21 protein-coding genes are annotated in these 19057 nt (G+C 67.6%); 9 read left to right on the top strand and 12 right to left on the bottom strand.

Annotated elements, in window-relative coordinates:
- Positions 1-1929 (bottom strand): MFS transporter, encoded by a 1929-nt coding sequence (locus AC3WUT_RS28825; RefSeq protein ID WP_492350504.1) that lies wholly within the window; start codon positions 1927-1929, stop codon positions 1-3.
- A 166-nt stretch (positions 1930-2095) separates the two neighbouring features.
- On the opposite strand from AC3WUT_RS28825, the gene AC3WUT_RS28820 reads away from it, so the two are divergent.
- A complete protein-coding gene (locus tag AC3WUT_RS28820; RefSeq protein ID WP_492350503.1) occupies positions 2096-2854 on the top strand; it encodes a helix-turn-helix domain-containing protein in 759 nt (252 codons plus the stop codon).
- Here AC3WUT_RS28820 and AC3WUT_RS28815 read toward each other — a convergent pair.
- On the bottom strand, positions 2835-4040 hold the full coding sequence (locus AC3WUT_RS28815; protein WP_492350502.1) for a sulfite oxidase: 1206 nt from the start codon (positions 4038-4040) through the stop codon (positions 2835-2837). The genes AC3WUT_RS28820 and AC3WUT_RS28815 overlap by 20 nt on opposite strands.
- Before the next feature lie 253 nt (positions 4041-4293).
- Between AC3WUT_RS28815 and AC3WUT_RS28810 the strand changes: the two genes are divergently transcribed.
- Complete coding sequence (locus AC3WUT_RS28810; RefSeq protein ID WP_492350526.1) at positions 4294-4836, top strand: MarR family winged helix-turn-helix transcriptional regulator; 543 nt, start codon at positions 4294-4296, stop codon at positions 4834-4836.
- Here the strand turns inward: AC3WUT_RS28810 and AC3WUT_RS28805 are convergent.
- From AC3WUT_RS28805 to AC3WUT_RS28770, 8 genes are all read right to left on the bottom strand, one after another.
- Positions 4797-6077: an FIST signal transduction protein gene (locus tag AC3WUT_RS28805; RefSeq protein WP_492350501.1), complete on the bottom strand. Its 1281-nt coding sequence runs from the start codon at positions 6075-6077 to the stop codon at positions 4797-4799. The two genes, AC3WUT_RS28810 and AC3WUT_RS28805, sit on opposite strands and share 40 nt — an antisense overlap.
- An 88-nt stretch (positions 6078-6165) precedes the next feature.
- Entirely contained in the window at positions 6166-6999 is an 834-nt protein-coding gene (locus AC3WUT_RS28800) for a PhaM family polyhydroxyalkanoate granule multifunctional regulatory protein (RefSeq protein WP_492350500.1), read from the bottom strand.
- 154 nt (positions 7000-7153) lie between these two features.
- Positions 7154-7633, bottom strand: a complete 480-nt coding sequence (locus AC3WUT_RS28795) for a copper chaperone PCu(A)C (RefSeq protein WP_492350499.1) — start codon at positions 7631-7633, stop codon at positions 7154-7156.
- 22 nt (positions 7634-7655) lie between these two features.
- Positions 7656-8252 (bottom strand): YcnI family copper-binding membrane protein, encoded by a 597-nt coding sequence (locus AC3WUT_RS28790; protein WP_492350498.1) that lies wholly within the window; start codon positions 8250-8252, stop codon positions 7656-7658.
- A gap of 11 nt (positions 8253-8263) precedes the next feature.
- The gene (locus AC3WUT_RS28785; RefSeq protein ID WP_492350497.1) at positions 8264-10654 is read right to left on the bottom strand and encodes a TonB-dependent receptor; all 2391 of its coding nucleotides are present in this window, start codon (positions 10652-10654) and stop codon (positions 8264-8266) included.
- An 84-nt stretch (positions 10655-10738) separates the two neighbouring features.
- Entirely contained in the window at positions 10739-11098 is a 360-nt protein-coding gene (locus AC3WUT_RS28780) for a DUF2946 family protein (RefSeq protein WP_492350496.1), read from the bottom strand.
- Positions 11099-11140: 42 nt separating this feature from the next.
- Positions 11141-11710 carry a Crp/Fnr family transcriptional regulator gene (locus AC3WUT_RS28775; protein ID WP_492350495.1) on the bottom strand — a complete coding sequence of 190 codons (570 nt, stop codon included), beginning with the start codon at positions 11708-11710 and terminating at the stop codon, positions 11141-11143.
- Between the two features lie 108 nt (positions 11711-11818).
- The gene (locus AC3WUT_RS28770; protein ID WP_492350494.1) at positions 11819-12154 is read right to left on the bottom strand and encodes a hypothetical protein; all 336 of its coding nucleotides are present in this window, start codon (positions 12152-12154) and stop codon (positions 11819-11821) included.
- Positions 12155-12321: 167 nt separating this feature from the next.
- Here AC3WUT_RS28770 and AC3WUT_RS28765 point away from each other — a divergent pair, with 167 nt between their 5' ends.
- Positions 12322-12966 carry a glutathione S-transferase gene (locus tag AC3WUT_RS28765; RefSeq protein ID WP_492350493.1) on the top strand — a complete coding sequence of 215 codons (645 nt, stop codon included), beginning with the start codon at positions 12322-12324 and terminating at the stop codon, positions 12964-12966.
- 27 nt (positions 12967-12993) lie between these two features.
- Here the strand turns inward: AC3WUT_RS28765 and AC3WUT_RS28760 are convergent, their stop codons facing one another.
- A complete protein-coding gene (locus AC3WUT_RS28760; protein ID WP_492350492.1) occupies positions 12994-13812 on the bottom strand; it encodes an enoyl-CoA hydratase/isomerase family protein in 819 nt (272 codons plus the stop codon).
- Between the two features lie 212 nt (positions 13813-14024).
- Here AC3WUT_RS28760 and AC3WUT_RS28755 point away from each other — a divergent pair, with 212 nt between their 5' ends.
- The 6 genes from AC3WUT_RS28755 (at position 14025) to AC3WUT_RS28730 (ending at position 17650) form a co-directional block, all read left to right on the top strand.
- Entirely contained in the window at positions 14025-14390 is a 366-nt protein-coding gene (locus AC3WUT_RS28755) for a TraR/DksA family transcriptional regulator (protein WP_492350491.1), read from the top strand.
- 65 nt (positions 14391-14455) lie between these two features.
- Positions 14456-14830, top strand: a complete 375-nt coding sequence (locus AC3WUT_RS28750; protein ID WP_492350490.1) for a hypothetical protein — start codon at positions 14456-14458, stop codon at positions 14828-14830.
- A 188-nt stretch (positions 14831-15018) separates the two neighbouring features.
- Complete coding sequence (locus AC3WUT_RS28745) at positions 15019-15639, top strand: OmpA family protein (RefSeq protein WP_492350489.1); 621 nt, start codon at positions 15019-15021, stop codon at positions 15637-15639.
- Complete coding sequence (locus tag AC3WUT_RS28740) at positions 15636-16571, top strand: patatin-like phospholipase family protein (protein WP_492350488.1); 936 nt, start codon at positions 15636-15638, stop codon at positions 16569-16571. Before AC3WUT_RS28745 ends, AC3WUT_RS28740 begins: the two co-directional genes overlap by 4 nt.
- 40 nt (positions 16572-16611) lie before the next feature.
- Positions 16612-17025: a VOC family protein gene (locus AC3WUT_RS28735; RefSeq protein WP_492350487.1), complete on the top strand. Its 414-nt coding sequence runs from the start codon at positions 16612-16614 to the stop codon at positions 17023-17025.
- Between the two features lie 16 nt (positions 17026-17041).
- Positions 17042-17650 (top strand): MarC family protein, encoded by a 609-nt coding sequence (locus tag AC3WUT_RS28730; protein ID WP_492350486.1) that lies wholly within the window; start codon positions 17042-17044, stop codon positions 17648-17650.
- Between the two features lie 8 nt (positions 17651-17658).
- Here AC3WUT_RS28730 and AC3WUT_RS28725 read toward each other — a convergent pair whose 3' ends face one another.
- A complete protein-coding gene (locus tag AC3WUT_RS28725) occupies positions 17659-18726 on the bottom strand; it encodes an alpha/beta hydrolase family protein (protein WP_492350485.1) in 1068 nt (355 codons plus the stop codon).
- Positions 18727-19057: the final 331 nt, after the last annotated feature.

Below are 19057 nucleotides of genomic sequence, written 5' to 3'. Positions count from 1 at the left end.
TCAGTCCCCGCGCGCGAGCAGGGCAGCCACCTGCTCGCGCAGGCCCTCGGGGCTGAGGCCGGCCGCCGCCACCGGCGCGCCCACCTCCAGCCCGACCCGGTTGAACAGGCCGCGCCGGAAGGGGCGCACCATGGCGCCACCCTGCTCGATGCGGCTGAAGTACGAGCCCCACAGATTCGTCAGGGCCATGGGCAACACCGGCACGCTCAGGCCGTCGGCCTGGGCGCGTTGCAGAATCTTCACGATGCCGCCCTTGAAGGCCTGCAACTGCCCGTCTCGGGTGATGCCGCCCTCGGGGAAGATGGCCAGCAGATCGCCCTCGCGCAGCACCTGGGCGGCGCGATCGAAAGCGGCCTCGTAGGCGGCGGGGTCCTCCTTCTGTGGCGCGATCGGGATGGCTTTGGCCAGGCGGAACAGCGTGCCCAACAGCGGCGCACTGAAGATGCGGTGGTCCATCAGGAAGTAGATCGGGCGCGGGCTGGCCGCCATCAGCAGCACGGCATCAACAAAGCTCACGTGGTTGCAGGCCAGCACCGCGGCCCCCGCCACCGGCAGGTGCTCATCGCCGCGCACCTTGAACCGGTACACAAAGCGCGACATGACCCAGGCCACGAAGCGCAGCAGGTATTCGGGCACCAGCAGAAAGATGTAGCCGGCCACCACCGCATTGGCCAGGCCCACGAACAGAAACACCTGCGGGATGCTGAAGCCCGCCCCCAGCAAGGCGCCGGCGATCACCGAGCTGCCGATCATGAACAGGGCGTTGAGGATGTTGTTGGCCGCAATGATGCGAGCCCGGTGGGTGGGCTGGCTGCGCATCTGGATCAGGGCGTACATGGGCACGCTGTACAGGCCCGCAAACAGGCTCAGCAGCAGCAGGTCGGCCATCACATGCCAGTGCGCGGGCTGGGCCACGAAGGCCGCCAGGCCCATCTGCTCGGCCGGTGGCAGACCGCGCGAGGCGAAGTACAGGTCGATGGCGAACACGCTCATGCCGATGGCGCCCAAGGGCACCAGGCCGATCTCGACGTGGCGCCGCGACAGCACCTCGCACAGCAGCGAACCGATGCCGATGCCCACCGAAAACACCACCAGCAGCAGTGAGGCCACCTTTTCATCGCCGTGCAGCACTTCTTTGGCAAAGCTGGGGAACTGGCTCAGGAACACGGCGCCGAAAAACCACATCCAGCTGATGCCCAGCAGCGAGCGGAACACCACCACGTTCTCGCGCGCCAGGCGCAGATTGCGCCAGGTCTCGCTGACCGGGTTCCAGTTGATCTTCAGCCCCGGATCGGTGGCCGGTGTGGCCGGGATCGCCTGCGCCACGCCGCGCCCCAGCAGGGCCAGCAGCACGCAGGCCACGGCCACCTCGGCATGCCCCACGGCCGGCACGGCCACCAGCAGCCCGCCCGCCACCTGGCCCAGCAGAATGGCCACGAAAGTGCCCATCTCGACCATGCCGTTGCCTCCGGTGAGCTCGCGCTCACTCAGCACCTGGGGCATGTAGGCGAACTTGACCGGGCCGAACAAGGTGCTGTGCAGCCCCATCAGAAAGGTGCACAGCAGCAGCACCGGCACCAGGCCGCTGACAAAGCCCCAGGCGGCGATCAGCATGATCGCGATCTCGAGCGACTTGACCAGGCGGATCAGCCGCGTCTTGTCCCACTTGTCGGCCAACTGGCCCGAGGTGGCCGAGAACAGCACATACGGCAGGATGAACAAGGCCCCGATCACCAGCCCGGCCAGCGAGGCCGGCAACCAGCTGACCTGCAGCTGGTAGGTGACCATCACCGTGAAAGCGAACTTGAACAGGTTGTCGTTGGCAGCGCCACAGAACTGAGTCCAGAAAAAGGGGGCGAACCGACGCTGGCGCAGCAGGGCAAACTGATTGGGGTGCTCAGAGTGAGCGTCCTGGACGGAAGTGTTCATGGTGTGACAGAAATCAACGGTGGGCCGAGTTTAGAGGCAGGCAGGCCCGATGACCTGAGCCCGGAGTGTCCGCAAGCGGTGCGTGCGATCACCCGTTTTTGGCACTTGAATGCCAAAAATCCACTTTTGGTACCATTTTTCAATACCCATTACCTTCCAGGCTTCCATGAGCAGCACCGCCGACCTGATCCGCATCCTGAAGCAGGAACTCAAATCCGCGCAGATGACCTATGCCGACCTGGCCCGGGCCCTGGGCATGGCCGAATCGAGCGTGAAGCGCATGCTGGCCAAGGGCGACCTGTCCTTGTCGCGCATCGATGCCATCTGCCGCGCGCTGCGACTCGACTTTGCCGAACTGGCGCGCCGGGTGGCCGATGCCCAGCCCCTGCTGGCCCAGATGACCGAAGCGCAGGAGCGAGCCGTGGTGGCCGACAAAAAACTGCTGCTGTGCGCCATCTGCGTGCTGAGCCAATGGACGCTGGAACAAATCACCCAGACCTACCGGCTCAGCGAGGCCGAGGCGGTGAAAGCCCTGCTGCAGTTGGACCGCGTGGGCATCATCGAGCTGCGCCCGCTGAACCGTTACCGCCTGAAGCTGGCCAAGACCTTCCGCTGGCGCCCGCATGGGCCGGTGATGAATTACTTCCGCGAGCATGCCCTGCTGGACTATTTTTCGGGGGCATTCTCGGGGCCGGACGAGGGGCTGCTGCTGGTGCACGGCAGCATCAGTCGCAGCCTGGCCCCGATGTTCATGGAACGGCTGCAGCGCGTGGCGCAGGATTTTGCCCAACAGCACCTGGCCGACCAGAAGCTGCCTGAAAGCCAGCGCGAGGGTTACACCTTGCTGCTGGCCCAGCGCAGCTGGGAGTTCGAGGCCTTCAGCGCGCTGCGACGCCTCCAGCCACTCAAGCCACCTGCACCTTGACGGCGTGATCGAGCCAGCTGTTGTTGGCAAAGCCGCCCGCGTTGTCGGTGCGCAGGCGTGGCTGCTCGCGGCCCTCGTCATCGGTGACGCGGCAGACCAGCACGTGGCTGCCGCTGCGCAGTTCGGTCTCGAAGACGAACTGGCGCCAGGCAAAGCGGCCCAGGTCGGGGCCGGAAAACTGGGCCACGCCCCAGTGCTGGCCGCCATCGACCGACACCTCGACCTGGCGCACGGCTCGGGTGCCGCCAAAGGCCACGCCCAGCACGCGCACCAGCCCGGGCTTGAGGGCTCGGCCCCCCGGGGCGGGGCTGTTGATCCAGGACTTGAGGTCCATCTCCCACAGCGGCGCGTCGCCCGGCCCAGGCTCGGCACCGGCGGGGGTAAGGCGGTAATCGCGCGCCATCATGCGGGCCGTGCTCTCCTGCTCGGTGAAGGCCAGGCGGCGGATGTACTTGATCTGGTTCTCGGCGTAGTAGCCGGGCACGATGAGGCGCAGCGGGCCGCCGTGGGCCAGGGGCAGCGGCTCGCCATTCATCTCCCAGGCCAACAGGGCCTCGTCGAGCGCGCGCAGGGGCACCGAACGCTCGGCCACCAGGTTCAAGGGGTCAATGCCCTCGGGCAGCACCTCGGCCCCGGTGCCCGTGATGTAGCGGGCCTCGGGCAGCAGCCCGCCCAGGGCACTGACCACCCGGCGCAGCGGCACACCACTCCAGACCACACAGCCCGCGGCACCCACGCCCCAGGGCAAGCCGTCGACCTTGCCCGGAAAAAACGCCCGGCCATTGCCCGCCGATTGCAGCACCGTGGCGACCGTCTCCAGGCCCAGATCACGCAGCTCGCCGAGGGTGATGTCGCGCGCGTGCTTCAGGCCGGCGGTCTGCAGCACCCAGGCATCGCGATCACTGAGGATGCGTGATTCGGGGGGCGCCAGATGACTGCGCACAAACAGCTGACTGGCCGGCGTGATGACGCTGCTGCCCATGGCGCTGCGCCGGGTTTCCAGCGCGAGGTGGCTGTGCTCCTCCAGCGCGGCGGCGTCTTTCCAGGCCGCATAACCGGGCAACACGCGAGGCTCGGCCCACGCCGGAGACTGCCAGCCCCCCAGCAAGCACAGGCCCGCGGCACCGCCCAGCCAGCGGCGGCGTGATGATGAAGAAGGGAAGGCAGTCTGGAGGGATTCGGACATGGCACACCGACAAGGAACGGGCTGGTGAACAGGCTGACAACTGGGCTGACAAATGGTCTGGTCAATGGTCTGGTCAATGGTCTGGTCAATGGGCGGGCAAACGGCCCCGCCTGCAGGCGGCCCCCACACCAGACCCCAAAAGGTCTGGCCACGATTGTGGACCAAAGCCAGGGCCTGTCCGGGCTGGGCCGTGGGTAGACTTACCCCTATGGCGAACACCCCCTCATCCTCCACCGCAGCGCAGCGCGAAGCCATGCCTGCCATGCCGCTGGAGCGCACCCTGACCTACCGGCTGCACCTGCTGCACAAACTGACCGACCTGGAGAGCCAGCGCGCCTACCTGGCCGAGGCCGGCCTGCCCTTGAGTGACGGGCGCTGCCTGGCCTCGATCGGGGCCTTCGAGCCGCTGTCGGTGAACGATCTGGCGCACCGGGCCAACCTGAACAAGGGTCAGGCCAGCCGGGCCGCGCAGTCGCTGGTTGATCAAGGGCTGGTGCTCAAGCAGGCCAGCCCCACCGACGGCCGGGGTGTGGTGCTGAGTCTGACCGAGGCCGGCCGTCTGCAATGGCGCCGCACGATGGAAGTGATCGAACGCCGCAACCAGGCCATCTTCGGCGCCCTGTCCGAGTCGGACCAGGCCCGGCTGGGCGAACTGTTCGACCTGCTGATTGCCCATGCACGCAGCCAGAGCCTGTCGGAGACCCCGGACGACATCCCGGAAGGTCCCCCGGACGAGAGGGTGCCGACGGCGGCCGGTCAATCCTCGGTGGTGAACACCGTCAGCACACCGGTGTAGCCATAAAGGTGGTGGCGGGCGATCTCACCGCCCGCAAAAAACCCCACCAGGGGCACGTCGCCCAAGGCATGGCGCACGATCTGCAGCTCGGCACTGGGGCCGCCGAAATGCGGGCCGCCCCGCCCCGAGCAACTCACATACACCGCTCCGGCCATGCGGCGCCCGGCCACCGGCCCGGATTCGGGCAAGCCCGACGACAGGGCCGAGGCCTGGTCGGCCGAGAGCATCTCGGGCTCCAGCTCTTCTCGGATCTCGGCGCAGATGCGCATCAGGTCGGCACGGGCCGCCTGCACGTCGCGGCGGCAGAACGCCAGGCGCATGCCCACCTGCAGCGGGTGCGCCACGGCCACCCCCTGGCGTGCCGGGTCGAGCCCGATGATGTGACGCACCAACACGTCGGTGCCGAAGCGGCCATGCCGGTCCAGGCTGTCGTCGCCGGCCGCACTCAGCCCCACCAGAGTGGAGCGCAAGACCTCCAGGGCCTGCTGCAGGGCGGGGCTGCGTTGCGGGCCATCCAGGTCGAGCGTGACGCGCAGATCGCGCAGCAGCACAGCCAGCGCCGGCTCGCCATCCAGGGCCAGCACCACATGGCCATCGGCGGCCGTGACCTCGTGCACCGGCGCCACCGGCAGGCAGCCCTGGGTCACGCGCGAGATCAGCGACACCTCTTCGGTGAAGGCCACCCCGCTGAGCCCGCCGCGAAACACGCCCCGTGCCGCGCCATGGCCACGGATGTTGCCGTCACCGCCGATGGCAAATTGCACGTTGCCGTGGCGACTGGCCGACAGGCCGCCGAACAGGTAGCCGGTGTCGGTGCGGCCGGCCATCTCGGCAATCAGCTCGGCCACATCGGGCGTGCCAGCGTCGGCATGCACCAGCGCGGTATGCGCCTGAAAGCCCAGGCCCAGCGGGGCCACCCCTGAAAACACCCGGTACTGGTGAGCCGGGATGTCGCACAGCATCAGGGACAGGGCGGGTTCGTCAAAGTATTCAGCGTTGTTGGCGGCCACCCCGATGCCCACGGTGCCGGCCCAGTCGTTGATTTCAGGCAGCTCGGCCGACAGGAAATCCAGCAGGTCCTGGGCCTCGGCGGCGTAATGGTCGGTGATGTAGAGCAGGCCCAGCGTGGGGTTGTGCGCATAACCGGGCAAGGCCATCTGGGCCCGCAACTGGGCCAGTACCAGGCCGGCTGCCATGCGCCACTGGGGATGGGTGGCGTGGCCATGAGGAAAAAGTGACATGAGGACTCCGCTTCTGCGTGCCCCCATTCTGCCGCGTCAAAACCCCGTCAAGTGCAATCTGGCCCGGTTGAACCGGGCCAGCCCGGCCTCAGGCGGCGCGGCGTGGCGCCGCCTTCTTGGCCGCAGGGGCTTTTTTGGCCGCAGGGGCTTTGCGGGCAGCCGGTGCCTTTTTGGCCGCCGCCTTGGGCGAAGCGGGCGCCTTGGCTTCGGGGGTGGCCCTGGCCTTGGCCGCCTTGGCGGCCTTGACTCCGGCACTCACGGCTTCGGCCGTGGTCTTGAGGGCCTCACGGGCCAGGCCGGTGGCCAGGTTCCGAGTGCTGTCCAGGGCCTGGGCCACGGCCGTGTCCTTGATGGCATCGGTGGCGATCTGCTGGAACTGCTGGGTGAGGGCACCCCACCACTGCAGCGGGTCGACCACGCCTGGGGCGGCGCTGCCATCTGCCTGGGCTTGAGCCGGCGCGGAAGCAGGCTCGGGTTCAGGCGCAGGCGGCGGTGCCGGCGTCGGGGCCGGTGCGGGGGCCGCGGCCGAGGTGGCGGCGGTAGCGGCAGCGGCGAGGTTGGCCGACGCCTTCTGCATCTCCGACACCATGTCGGCCGTCTTGACCTGGAAGGCCTTGGCCACATCGCCCATGCTGAAGTTCATGCCCTTCAGGGTGGCCAGGGTCATTTTCTGGACTTCCAGGGCCTGGATGGTGGCGGCCAGGGCACGGGCGTTCTGATCCAGCCAGAACTGAACGGCCTTGAGTTCGCCGATGCGCTTTTCGATCTCTTCGACACTCAGGGTGGGGGCCACCCAGCTCGAAAGACTGGGCATGTTGGGCAGGCCTTGCTGCGCCCCTTTGACGGCCGAGCTGGCCAGGTTCTGCAGGAAGTCGAAACCCGGCACAAGTTTGCCGAAGCCGAAGGGGGTGGTGTCCGTCATGTCTGCTCCATCTTCTGAAAATGAGATCGATGGCCGCAGCTTACCGGATGACCCGCCGCTGGAACAGGCGGACTTGCACTTGATCGGTGCGCTGCACACAAGGCTTGCCTTTGGTTGCAGCAAAGACACCGGGTATCAGCCGGCGCCCACCGCCTCAATGCTTGTGGTGCTGGTGGCCGCTCATGTCACCCATGGGTGGAACCGCCGACACGGGCACGCTGATGTCGAGCTGGCTTTCGGCGCCCTTGGCGTCGCGCAGCTTCAAGGTCAGGGGCACCTGGCTGTCCTTGGCCAGCGGGGCCTTGAGGTCCAGCAGCATGACGTGGTAGCCGCCGGGCTTGAGTTCGACCGCCTGGCCTGCCGGCAAGGCCAGCGACGGCAGGGCGCGCATCTTCATCACGTCGCCCTCCATCTTCATCTCGTGCACCTCTGCCACACCGGCCGCCGGCGAACTGACGCCCACCAGGGTGGCCCCGGCAGGGGCGGTGAGGGTCATGAAGGCACCGGTGGCCTTCTGGCCCGGCACGCTGGCGCGGGCCCAGGCGCCCTGCACCTGCACCACCTGGGCGCTGGCAGGCAAGGTGGTCAGCGCGAGGCTGGCGGCGGCGATCAAGGTCATGAATGCTTTTTGCATGGGGTTCTTTCTGGCGATGAAATCAATGAACGTGGGCGGCCGGGGCCACCGGGGCTGCGGGAGCGACTGGGGCTGTCGAGGTCAGGGCCGGGGCTGGCGGCAGCACCTCCAGCAGGGCCGCCGGGGCTTTCAGGCCCCGTGTGGCGCTGCCCGCCGCAGGCACCTCGGCCCAATCGGCCTGGCCACCGTCGCATCCCTGCAGCACCTTGAACCACAGCGGCCCGGCCGGGCCGGCCGGCGTGCCACGCAATACAAACTCATCATAGTAGGCACCGGGCAAGGCGTTGTCGGGCCCCTGAGCCTGCCAGCGCACCTCGACCACGTCGTCCTTGACCACGCGGCCGTGGGCTTCATACGGCTGGGCCAGCGCCGCTCGCTGCACGCGCAGGGTCCAGCCGGCCTTGGGCACTGGCTGGGCCCCGCGAAAGCCCTCGGGCACGCGCACGGTGATGGCCGTGGTGGATTGCCCTTCACCACAGGCATGGCCCACCTTGAAAACGGCCTTGTAGGCACTGCCGGCGACGGCCTGGGGCTGCTCCAGCGTGACATGGGCTTGCGCGCCAGCGCTCAGCCCGACGGTCAGGCCCAGCGCGGCCAGGAGGAAAGTAGCTTTGAACATGCGATGCGCTTTCAGAAATCAGCCCGCAGATTGGCCTGGTAGCTGCGCTGCGGGTAAGGGTGGAAGTTCCAGTACTGGTAGTTGTTCAGGTTGTCGATGCCGAACGACGCCGTCAGGGTCTTGTCGATGCGCCACAGCACCCGCAGGTCGGTGGTGAAGTAACGGCTCACGCCCATGTAGGTGAAGCCATTGGTGTCGGCGTTGTTGAGCGTGCGGTTCTGGGTGCCGCTGTAACGGGCGCCCAGGCTGGCGCTCCACTGCGGGTTGAAATGCCAGGTGGCCTGGGCCGTGGCACGCCAGCGCGGGATGTTGGGCTGCTGGCGACCCAGGGTATCGCCCGGGGTGCTGACGTAACCGGCGTTCTCTTTGATGATGGAGTGCGCATAGGTCACGCTGCCCAGCACGTCCAGCTGGCGCCAACCGACACCCTGGCCATTGAAGGCCGCCTCCAGGCCCTGGGTGTCGATGCGCCCCACGTTCTGCACGCGGCTGATGTTCTTGTTGGCCGTGGCGTCGTACACGGTCTGCGAGTACAGCGCGTCGCGGGTGGTCTCGGCAAACCAGGTCAGGCGCGCCAGGGCATTGCCCAGGTCTTTTTCGGCACTGAGCTCGGCGGTCCAGGAGCGCTCGGGCTTCAGGTTCGGATCGTTGATGTACTGCGAGTTGGTGGTCGAGGTGGCGCCATACAGCTCGGCCACGGTCGGAAAGCGCACGGCACGGCCCAATGAGGCTTTGAGCACGGTGTCGGGCAGCCACTGCCACGACAGCGCGGCCTTGGGTGAGGCGGCCTGCACCGAGCGCTCGGCATAGGCCAGCGCACTGCTGGCCGAGAAGGCGGTCTGGCCCTGGGTGGCCGTCCAGTCTTCCAGGCGCAAACCGAGCACGGCCTTCCAGCGTGGGGCGAAGGCCCACACATCCTGGGCCCACAGGCTGCGCAGCTGGGTGCGGCCCTTCACGCTCGAAGCCAGGCTGCCCGAGGCATCGCTGAGCCAGTTGTTGCTGAGGCTGCTGGTGACATAGCTGAGCTTGTAGCTGTCTTGCTGCACGCCAAAGTCGACGATGTGGGCGCCCTGCAGGCCTGTCGGGCGCCAGGTGCCCCGCGCGGCCAGGGTGTTCCAGCCGGTACCGCCGCCGTCGGCCAGGGTGCCGGCGCCGCCGCTGGCGGCCGCCGGGGCCGGGTTGCTGGCGGCGTTCTGGCGCAACTGATCGCGGCTGTAGTCGTACAGACTGGCGGACACCTCCCAGTCCCACTCGCCTTGGGTGTGGCTCTTGACGGACAGGCCATGCATGAAATGCGTGCTGGTCTGGCGGGTCAGCGCAAAGTCAGCCCCGGTGAGGGCCTGCGACCCCGTGTAGTTGAGTCCGCCGGTGCTGAAGGCCCCGCTGTACACCGTCTGCCCGGCCGCGTTGCGCAGGTAGGACACGGGGCTGCCCACCGAGTTGTTCTGCCACACACCCAGGGTGTAGCTGGCGCGCACGGTGGGGCTGAAGTCATAGGCGAGCTTGGCTTTCACGTGGTCCTGCACCGTGTGGTACTGCGTGCCGGTGCCCAGCACGATCCACTTCTGCCCCGCATTGTTGGCGTTGGCCACGGCGCCGGTCACGGCGGTGCCCGAGCCGGTGCTGCTGCCGGCACTGAGCAGGCGGGTGGCAAAGGTCAGGGGCTGGCCGTCGCTGTCGGTGTGGTTGAAGTTGAGCCACCACGACAGGTCACCGCTCTTGTTGCCCAAGGAGGCGCTGGTCTGCCAGGCCTTGTAGGTGTCCTGGGTGTTGTACAGATCGAAGGGCTGGGTGGTAAAGCCCGCCGAGACATGGGCCTCGAATCGCGTGGGCATGCGGGTCACGTAGTCGACCACGGCCCCCGCCGAGTTGCCCGCGTAGGCCGCAGAGAAGGGCCCGTACATCACGTCCACCCGCTCGATCTCTTCAGGGGTCACCAGGCCCCAGCGCGGCGGAAAGCTCAGGCCGCCGACCCCATTGCCCAGCAGGTTGGACAGCAGGATGCCGTCGGCATACACCATGGAGCGTGCGCTGTTGCCGGTGCCCGAGGCCCGGGTGGACAGGATGGCGTGGTTGTAGTCGCCGATGTAGCGTTTGCGCACCAGCAGGCTGGGGAAGTACTTGAGCGCGTCTTCGCTGTCGGTGGCATTGATGGTGGTCTCGATCTGCTCACGGGTGGCCCCCTCCAGGGTGGTGGGGATCTGCGTGGGCAGAGAGCTGGGCTGGCCACTGTTGATGGTGACCACCCCCAGCGACTTGCTGGGGGCGTTGCTGTTGTCGTCCGCCTGGGCCAGGGGCGCCAGGGACAGGGCCATCAAGCTGGTCAGAACGGGGGCGGCAACGGAAGAGGAAACACGGGGGAAGGCGACGGCCAGGGCCGACGCCATGCGGCTTTTGCGCATGGGCACTCCAGAAAAAACAGGTCAAGACCCGCCGGACGCACTCACCAGGTGAGCGCAGACGAAGGCTGGGCAGAGGGACTGATTTCAGGAGTGGGCAGGCGGCCCGCGCGGCGGCAGGGGCGCCGCGGTGAGGGCCGCGATGCGAGCGGCCGGAATGCTCTGCAGCACATGGCCCAGCGGCAGTACCGGGGGCAGCACCAGGGTGTGCACCGGAGGCGGAGCCCCCAGCACAGCGCACAGCGGGCAGTCGAGCGTGTGGCCGGTCTGGCTGGCCTGGCCGCCGTCGGCAGACTTGACCAGCACCTTCATGGCGCCGGTGGAGGAGCACACCAACTCCATGTCGAGCGGCGCCACCAGGGGCGACGCCACGGCCACGCCCAGCGACAGCACAAACCAGGCCGCCAGCAGGCGGGCAAGGTATCGGGCGTGTCGCAGCATGTGCATGGCCGGTGATTATGCGGTAAAGCTCGGGCCGTGTTGAGGCACTCAGGCCAGTGCCGAGTCCAGCTTGCGCCGCGCCGGTCGGGCACGGGTGCGGGGCGCCACCAGACCGCCCATGGCCCGGCACACGCTCTCGGGCGCCGAATCCACGATGTGGGCAATGTCGCGCAGGTAGGGCAGATCACAGTCGCGCACACGCTGGGTGATCACCCCGGTGGCGTGCGCCAGCGTGGTCAGAAAATGGTCCACCCGGCTGGCCACCGTACCGCTGCGCAACCGCACGGCCTCGGCGGTGCGGGCCTGTTGCTGCAAAAAGGCGTCGGCCAGCACGCGGTGCCGGGCCGCGTCATCCGCGAGGGCCAGCGGCACGGCCTCGCTGTCGACCACGGCGGTGGCCGAAAACGAATACCGCTCGCTGCACAAGGCCTCGACCCCCAGCAGATCCCCCGGCAAGGCCAACTGGACAAAGGCCACGCCCTCGTCGCTGACGCGCTCCAGGCGGAACACCCCACGGGTGACGCGCCACACCGGGCCAATCGCCCCGGCTTCCAACAATGAATCGCCCATGCGCAAGGACTTGGCCTCGCCGGGCAGCTGAATTTCTTGACAGGTCATCAAGACCCCCTTGATAAGACGAACACCAGGGACAGGCAAAAAGTGTTCCCGGGCATGCATGACTGAGCCCGAAGCCGACGCCAAGGGCCGGCCCGGTCCGGAGCGGAATCAGTTCCGTCCGGGTGGGCCGCGTGCCGGCAGGGGCGCGCTGGCGGCCTGGGTCACAGGCCCGCCCCACCCGCCCACGGCCAAAGCGCCGCTTGTCGGCCCGCTGGGCATGACCCAGGTGAGCCGCCCTGGCGCCGGGGCCAAGCCGGGCAGACAGGCGGGGCAGTCCAGCGTATGGGCCAGGGCACTCCAGACGCCATCGGACTCGTCCGCCGGATTGGTGCCGGCCACGAGGCGGCGTGCACCGCTCGACGTGCAGACCTCCTGCCAATCCACCGGATGGATCAGCGGCGACGCCACCGACGCGCCGACGAACAGCACAAACCAAGCCAGCATGGACCGGGCGAAGAGCTGACGTGGGCGGATGAACGGCATGGCTTGAATTATGTCGCACTGCAGCAAGTCAAGCGCGGGACGCCCGACTGCCCTGGCAGGCCTTTACGATGGCAAGCGCCGACGGCCCCGCGCCGCCGGCATCACGAATGATCAACTGGAGACCCTCGATGCTGAAACTGTGCGGATTTGCGGCAAGCAACTATTACAACAAGGTCAAACTGGCCCTGCTGGAAAAAGGCCTGCCCTTTGAAGAGGAGCTCGCCTGGGTGGGCGAGGTGGACCTGCAAGCCAGCCCGCTGGGCAAGGTGCCCTACCTGAAGACCGAACACGGCGCCCTGAGCGAATCGGCCGTGATCTGCGAATACATCGAACAGACCCACCCGGCCCACCCCCTGCTGCCGGCCGACCCCTTTGCCGCGGCCAAGGTGCGCGAGCTGATCACCTACCTGGAGCTGCATCTGGAGCTGGTGGCTCGCAACCTGTATCCGCAGGCCTTTTTTGGTGGCCAGGTGAGCGAAGGCACCCGCGAAAAGATCAGTGCCCAGCTGGAGAAGAACATCGCCGCTTTTGCCAAGCTCGCGCGCTTTGACCAGCCCTTCATCGCCGGCGAACAATTCAGCCTGGCCGATTGCACCGCCATCGTGCACCTGCCGCTGATCAGCGGCGCCACCAAGATCGTCTATGGCCGTGACTACCTGGCCGATCTGCCGGTGCGCGACTACCTCAAGCGCATGGGTGAGCGCACCCACGTGCAGAAGATCAACGCCGACCGCAAGACCAACACCGAACTCATGATGAGCCGGCGCAAGTAAGCCGCCACGGCCCGGTGTGACGGGTCGTCAAAACCGTGCCGGGCGTCGTTCGCGCAAGGCGTTGATGCCTTCGCGCACATCGGGGCCGGCAAAGCCCAGGAATTCAAGCGCCAGCGAGCTGTCGAAGGTCGGCCCGGCCTGACGCAACCAGTTGTTGAGTGCGTACTTGGTCCAGCGGATGGCGCTCTGGCTGCCCGCGGCCAGGCGCTCGGCCACCTCGTAGGCGCGGGGCAGCAGTTCGGCCTCGTCCACCGCCAGCGACACCAGGCCGATGCGCTCAGCCTCTTCGCCCGACAGGGGCTCGCACAGCAGCAAGTAGTACTTGGCCCGCGCCATGCCGCACAGCAAGGGCCAGACGATGGCGGCGTGGTCCCCTGCCGCCACGCCCAACTTGGTGTGGCCGTCCACAATGCGGGCGTTGCGCGCGGCGATCGACACATCGGCCAGCAACCCGGCCACCAGGCCCGCCCCCACCGCCGGCCCGTGCATGGCACTGACGATGGGCTTGTCGCAGTTGATCAGGTTGTAAACCAGGTCTCTGGCCTCTTTCCACACCCGCACCCGGGTTTCGTGGTTCTCGCTCATCTCCTGCACCATGGCCAGATCGCCGCCACCCGAGAAGCCACCGGCTTCGCCGCGCAGCACCGCCACCCGCACGCTCTCGTCGGCCGACACATCGCGCCAGATCTCGGCCAGTTCGCGATGGCCTGCGTGGCCGGCCGTGGGCAGCTTGCCGTTGAGGGCTCGCATCTGGATGTCCAGCACCTGCCCCTCGGTGCCACGGCGGCTGATGGACAGGGTGGTGTAGCGCGTGTAGTCGGGTGCCGGGGTGGCGTGGCTCGTCATATCGGTCTCCTGGATCGCGGGTTGGAATCGCCAAGATTGTGCGGTCCTCGGTGCGGATTTCGCTGTCACCTCCATGGCCCTTCAAACCTCAACAACGCCCATTTGCGCCCACCCGCGCTCTTGACCATGATCAAAGACGGCGCCGCACACCCGGCAGATCATGAAGCCATGGCCCAGGAGACCGGGCCGAACCAGAGATCAGAAAGGCCCCTATGCACTCCCACCTCACCCAACCCTTCCGCGAACAACTGCTGACTCAGCGCGCCGCGCTGATCGAGCAACTGGCCCTGCAACGCGGCGGCCTGGTTGACCGCGCCCAGGCCGATGCCCGAGCCCCGCAACCCGAGGACTCGCGGGCCCAGTCGGCCACCGAGCGCGAACTGGCTTTTGCACTGGACGAGCGCGAAACCGCCGAAGTGGCGGCCATCGATGCCGCCCTGAAGCGCATGGACGATGGCCATTACGGCGAATGCCTGGCCTGCGGCGTCGAGATCCCGGCCGCGCGTCTGCATGCCGCCCCGGAAGCCGAACGTTGCATCCAGTGCCAGGAAACCCTGGAACACCACCACGCGCACTGAGTCTGCCTGCGCAGCCTGTGCCTGACCCACTTCATTCAATCACCCAACTCAGAAAGAGAGACCTCATGACTACTTTTCACGCCGTCGTCTGGCTGGACCACTCCGAAGCCCATGTGCTGATGTTTGACCGCGAGCACGTGGAAGCCCAGCGCATCAAGTCGCGCAGCCACCACAAGCACCAGGGAAAGACCGCCGATGACGTGGCCTTCTACGCCACCATCGCCGAAGCCCTGGCCGGCACCCGCGAAGTGCTGCTGACCGGCCCCGGCCTGGCCCGCAACAACTTCCGTGACTGGTGCAACAGCCACCAGAAGGCGATTGCTGGCGTGATCGTCGACTCGATTGCCGCCGACCATCCCACCGACGCCCAACTGGTGGCCCTGGCCCGCCAGTACTTCAAGAAGTTCGACAACCTGGCCGCCGACCCGTCCGTGGCCTGAAGCCCGCGCGGCCCCGACACAGCCCCCGTCGCCCACCGGCCCGGGGGCTGTGTCGTTGGAACAATTGCTTTCAATTTGGGGTTTCTGCGCGGAATGTCACACTGAGCGCAGGAACTTGCGAGGCGGCGCGGCACGGGAGCCGGAGGGTGTTTCGATAATCCACTCTGCTCACTTCGGTCATCGCCGACATGCCCCTCAACGCCCGCCCCATCTCCTTCCGACACACCGTGCTGCTGGCCGCTGCATGGGCCCTGAGCGCTTGCCAGAGCCCGCCACCGGCCCCGACACCAACGCCGCCGGCCCCCATGGCCTACAGCGGCCCCACGCTGGCCGTGGCGCAATCGCCACGGGGCGTGCAGATCTTCCTGCCCGGCACGGCACTTTTCGAGACCGGCCAGGCCAGCCTGAACCCGGCCGAATCGGGCCCCTACCTGAGCCGCGTGGCCGACCTGCTGCTGCACAAGACCGATCACCCGGTGGTGCTGGAGGGCCATACCGACAACACCGGCTCGGACGCCACCAATCAGGCTTTGTCCGAAGCCCGCGCACAGACCGTGCGGCGCGCACTGATCACCCTGGGCGTGCCCGAGCCAAGGCTGAGAACCGAAGCCTATTCCTACAAACGGCCGGTGGCCTCGAACGCCACCGAGGAGGGGCGGCGCCTGAACCGGCGCGTCGAGGTGCTGGTGCTGGACGAGCAACTCGACACCCTGACCCGCGGCGAAGCCCCCAACGCCTTCGAATCCGCCTGGGAGCGACTCAAGTCCCTGATCGATCAGGGCCTGGTTCGTCCGGCCGCCGCGTCATGACGACACGGCCCTCGATCGATCGCCTGCCACGGCGCCACCTGGGGCCTGCCCTGCTGGGCCTGGCGTTTCTGGCCCGCAGTGCCCAAGCCACGCTCAGGCCCGTGACACCGGGACCCGCCAGCCCGCCCAGCAAGCCCATTGGCCACCTGGGGCCCCGGGTGGCGCTGGCGCTCGGTGGGGGCTCCGCCCGCGGTTTTGCCCACATTGGCGTGCTGAAGGCCCTGGACGAGGCCGGCTACCGGGCCGACGCAGTGGCCGGCACCAGCGCCGGGGCCCTGGTCGGCGCCTGCTATGCCGCCGGCATGAGCCCGTGGCAGATCGAAGAGGTCGCGCTCAGGGTGCGTGATCTGGATGTGGCCGACCTCAGCGCCGCCAACAAACGCGGCCTGTTTGCCGGCGAAGCCCTGCAAAAGCTGGTCAACGAGCAGTTGCGCCAACAGCCCATCGAACGCTTTCGCCTGCCCTTCTGCGCCGTGACCACCCAATTGGTCAGCGGTGAGCTGCTGGCCCTGAAAAGCGGCGACGCCGGGCTGGCCGTGCGGGCGTCGTGCGCCATCCCCGGCGTGTTCGTGCCCGCCCTCGTGAACGGCCAGGAGCTGGTCGATGGCGGGCTGGTCAGCCCCTTGCCGGTGCAACAGGCACGGCAGTTGGGGGCCGACTTCGTGATCGCGGTGGACGTGAGCACACCGCCACGCAACAACACCGGCGCCGGTCTGTACGAAGTGATTCTGCAGTCCTTCGAGATCATGGGGCGGGCCCTGATCCAGCTGGAGGCGAAGCAGGCCGATCTGGTGATCCGGCCCGACACCAGCCGCTTCAGCAGCACCGACTTCCAGGCGCGGCGCGAAATGATCCAGGCCGGCTACGAGGCCGGTCGACGTGCCCTGCCCGAACTGGCCCGCCGCCTGCCCGGCAAAGCCCGCGCAGGGTAAGCCGCGCAGCCCGGCGCCAGGACTGCTATCCTCCGGCGCCATGAAAAGCCTGTTCCACCTCGCCTACAACGTCACCGACCTGGACACGGCACGTCGCTTTTATGGCGATGTGCTGGGCTGCCGCGAAGGGCGCAGCACCGCCACCTGGGTGGATTTCGATTTCTTCGGCCACCAGATCTCACTGCACCTGGGCACCCCATTTGCCACCGCCCCCACCGGCCACGTGGGCGACAAGCTGGTGCCCATGCCCCACCTGGGGGTGATTCTGGAAACCCCGGCCTGGCAGGCCCTGGCCGCGCGCTTGCAGGCCGCTGGCTCCGAGTTCGTGCTGCCGCCGCAGCTGCGCTTTGCCGGTCAGCCTGGCCAGCAGTGGACGATGTTCTTCTGCGACCCCTTCGGCAACCCGATCGAGGTCAAGGGTTTCGACTCGCTGAGCACCGTCTACGAAACATGACGCAAGACCTGACACCGTGACCAGCTACACCTTCACCTCAGCCACCATCCTGCTGCTGCTCATCACCGATCCGCTGGGCAACATCCCGATCTTTGCCAGCGCCTTGCGCAACGTGCCGCCGGGGCGTCGGCCCTGGGTCATCGTGCGGGAGGTGGCGATTGCCTTTGGCCTGTTGCTGAGCTTCATGTTCATGGGCGAGGGCTTTCTGCGCCAGATGAACCTGAGCGACCTGGCCCTTCAATTGGCCGGGGCCGTGGTGCTGTTCCTGATCGCACTGCGCATGATCTTCCCCAGTGCCCGCGAGTCGGGCAGCCCGCTGCCCGAGGGCGAACCCCTGATCGTGCCCCTGGCCATCCCCGCCCTGGCCGGCCCCTCGGCCCTGGCCACCGTGCTGTTGCTGGTGTCCCAGGCCCCCGAGCGGCGCCTGGAATGGGTCGGAGCCCTGAGCGTCACCATGGCGGTGTGCGCCGTGGTGCTGGTGCTGGCGGACCGCATCCAGCGGCTGGTGGGGGAGCGGGTGGTGCTGGCTTTTGAGCGCCTGATGGGGCTGATCCTGGTGGCGGTGTCGGTGGAGATGCTGCTGCGGGGCTTGAAGGTGTTGGTGCCGCAGCTGCTGCGCGGGTGAGCGCCGCGTCAATCCAGGCTTCGGTCGAAGAAGGCCACCACGTCGTCTGCCAGCCCCTTCTGGAAGGCCTCACGGTCAAAGCCTGTGGGGTCGGAGGCCGGGTCGCCCGCGTCCGATGGGATGGAGCGCGATGGCTTGGCCATGAAGGCAAAGTGTCCCGCCCCAGGCACCGACACGGCCTCGGCCCGCGGCACCTGACGGGCCAGCCAGTCACCGTGGTAACGGCTGTTGAGCACCTGGTCGAACTGCGCGGTGTAGATCCGGACCGGCACCCGAACCTGCTGCAGGGCCGCTGCGTCAAACACCACGCCGACAGGCGCCATGGCCAGCACGGCCCGGACCCGCGGGTCTCCGACCCGCGTGGTCTGCTCCGGCACTGCTGCGGTAGGCGTGGCACCCGGGGCCGTCGCCAGGGCCCCTTTGCCCAGGTGGCAGAACATGGGGTCGTCGCTGACCTGGCGGCAATGCTGCCCCGCCAGCGCAGGCTGGACCTGGTCGGCAGCCAGGGCCATGACGGTGTAGCCGCCCGCTGAATGTCCCAGCGCCCCGATGCGTCCCTCCGGTACCCGGGGCCCCCATTGAGGATCGGCCAGCACCGCGTCGATCACACGGCTGGCCTGGTGGGCACGTTCGCCGAAATAGTGGCCTGAGTTGACCAGGCTCCGATCCTGCCAGTCGTCATGGGGGTGGCGGGGCGCGGCTACCAGATAGCCTTGCGCGGCCAGGCGGGTGGCCAGGTTGTGGTGCCCCAGTTCGCTGCCACCCGTGCCATGCGACAACAGGATCAAGCCCTTGAACCGGGCCTCGGCAGGCGCGCCTGGGGCCACTTCAGGGGCCCACAGTCCCATGGGGATGGGCTTTGCCGCGGCCTGCGTCGGATAGAACAGCGCGACCGGGATCGGCTCTGCCCCGGGCACGGTGATCTGGCGCAGGCCCGCCTGGAAGGCCTGGGCAGACAGGCTCAGCGCGAGCAATGCGGAGGCCCCGAGCAGGCGGCGCAACAGCCCTCGAGCCTGTGAGGCGCGTTGACCTGAGTGCAGTTTGTTGACAGTGGTGCTGGCGGCGAAACAAGTCATTTTGACCTCCTGATGTGGTTGAGGCACTTGCCTTGTGCGAGCGCCTTGGAGCAGACTTTCATGTACTGAGGCTTTTGCTGCCAGCAGGCTGCGACGGGATGCATGAGGTTGGCGTGGAATGTCTTGAGGTGGGGGTGAGGTGTGATTTCGATGTGTTGCTGCCGCTGCGCTCTGTAGCTTCTGCTCTTTGTTGAAGGGCGGAGGCCGGGGATTCGTCCCGGCGGCCGAGGCACTTTTCTTTGTCTCGCCAAAGAAAAGTACCCCAAAGAAAGGCGACCCGAAGTCAGGGCCACTTCGTGGTTCCCTGCGCTGCTCGCGCCAGGGGGGTCCC

This window comes from Curvibacter sp. EU05-FHT14A10, from assembly GCF_058791075.1.
The sequence above is the reverse complement of the archived record's forward strand: the minus strand, read 5'-3'. Positions and strand labels throughout refer to the sequence as shown.

Excerpts from the sequence above, each read along its gene's own strand:
- AC3WUT_RS28780 (WP_492350496.1), bottom strand. The coding sequence starts at position 11,098 with ATGCACATGCTGCGACACGCCCGATACCTTGCCCGCCTGCTGGCGGCC.
- AC3WUT_RS28760 (WP_492350492.1), bottom strand. The coding sequence starts at position 13,812 with ATGACGAGCCACGCCACCCCGGCACCCGACTACACGCGCTACACCACC.
- AC3WUT_RS28785 (WP_492350497.1), bottom strand. The coding sequence starts at position 10,654 with ATGCGCAAAAGCCGCATGGCGTCGGCCCTGGCCGTCGCCTTCCCCCGT.
- AC3WUT_RS28740 (WP_492350488.1), top strand. The coding sequence starts at position 15,636 with ATGACGACACGGCCCTCGATCGATCGCCTGCCACGGCGCCACCTGGGG.
- AC3WUT_RS28725 (WP_492350485.1), bottom strand. The coding sequence starts at position 18,726 with ATGACTTGTTTCGCCGCCAGCACCACTGTCAACAAACTGCACTCAGGT.
- AC3WUT_RS28750 (WP_492350490.1), top strand. The coding sequence starts at position 14,456 with ATGACTACTTTTCACGCCGTCGTCTGGCTGGACCACTCCGAAGCCCAT.
- AC3WUT_RS28770 (WP_492350494.1), bottom strand. The coding sequence starts at position 12,154 with ATGCTGGCTTGGTTTGTGCTGTTCGTCGGCGCGTCGGTGGCGTCGCCG.
- AC3WUT_RS28800 (WP_492350500.1), bottom strand. The coding sequence starts at position 6,999 with ATGACGGACACCACCCCCTTCGGCTTCGGCAAACTTGTGCCGGGTTTC.
- AC3WUT_RS28755 (WP_492350491.1), top strand. The coding sequence starts at position 14,025 with ATGCACTCCCACCTCACCCAACCCTTCCGCGAACAACTGCTGACTCAG.
- AC3WUT_RS28745 (WP_492350489.1), top strand. The coding sequence starts at position 15,019 with ATGCCCCTCAACGCCCGCCCCATCTCCTTCCGACACACCGTGCTGCTG.
- AC3WUT_RS28735 (WP_492350487.1), top strand. The coding sequence starts at position 16,612 with ATGAAAAGCCTGTTCCACCTCGCCTACAACGTCACCGACCTGGACACG.
- AC3WUT_RS28820 (WP_492350503.1), top strand. The coding sequence starts at position 2,096 with ATGAGCAGCACCGCCGACCTGATCCGCATCCTGAAGCAGGAACTCAAA.
- AC3WUT_RS28805 (WP_492350501.1), bottom strand. The coding sequence starts at position 6,077 with ATGTCACTTTTTCCTCATGGCCACGCCACCCATCCCCAGTGGCGCATG.
- AC3WUT_RS28810 (WP_492350526.1), top strand. The coding sequence starts at position 4,294 with ATGCCTGCCATGCCGCTGGAGCGCACCCTGACCTACCGGCTGCACCTG.
- AC3WUT_RS28815 (WP_492350502.1), bottom strand. The coding sequence starts at position 4,040 with ATGTCCGAATCCCTCCAGACTGCCTTCCCTTCTTCATCATCACGCCGC.
- AC3WUT_RS28775 (WP_492350495.1), bottom strand. The coding sequence starts at position 11,710 with ATGACCTGTCAAGAAATTCAGCTGCCCGGCGAGGCCAAGTCCTTGCGC.
- AC3WUT_RS28825 (WP_492350504.1), bottom strand. The coding sequence starts at position 1,929 with ATGAACACTTCCGTCCAGGACGCTCACTCTGAGCACCCCAATCAGTTT.
- AC3WUT_RS28795 (WP_492350499.1), bottom strand. The coding sequence starts at position 7,633 with ATGCAAAAAGCATTCATGACCTTGATCGCCGCCGCCAGCCTCGCGCTG.
- AC3WUT_RS28765 (WP_492350493.1), top strand. The coding sequence starts at position 12,322 with ATGCTGAAACTGTGCGGATTTGCGGCAAGCAACTATTACAACAAGGTC.
- AC3WUT_RS28790 (WP_492350498.1), bottom strand. The coding sequence starts at position 8,252 with ATGTTCAAAGCTACTTTCCTCCTGGCCGCGCTGGGCCTGACCGTCGGG.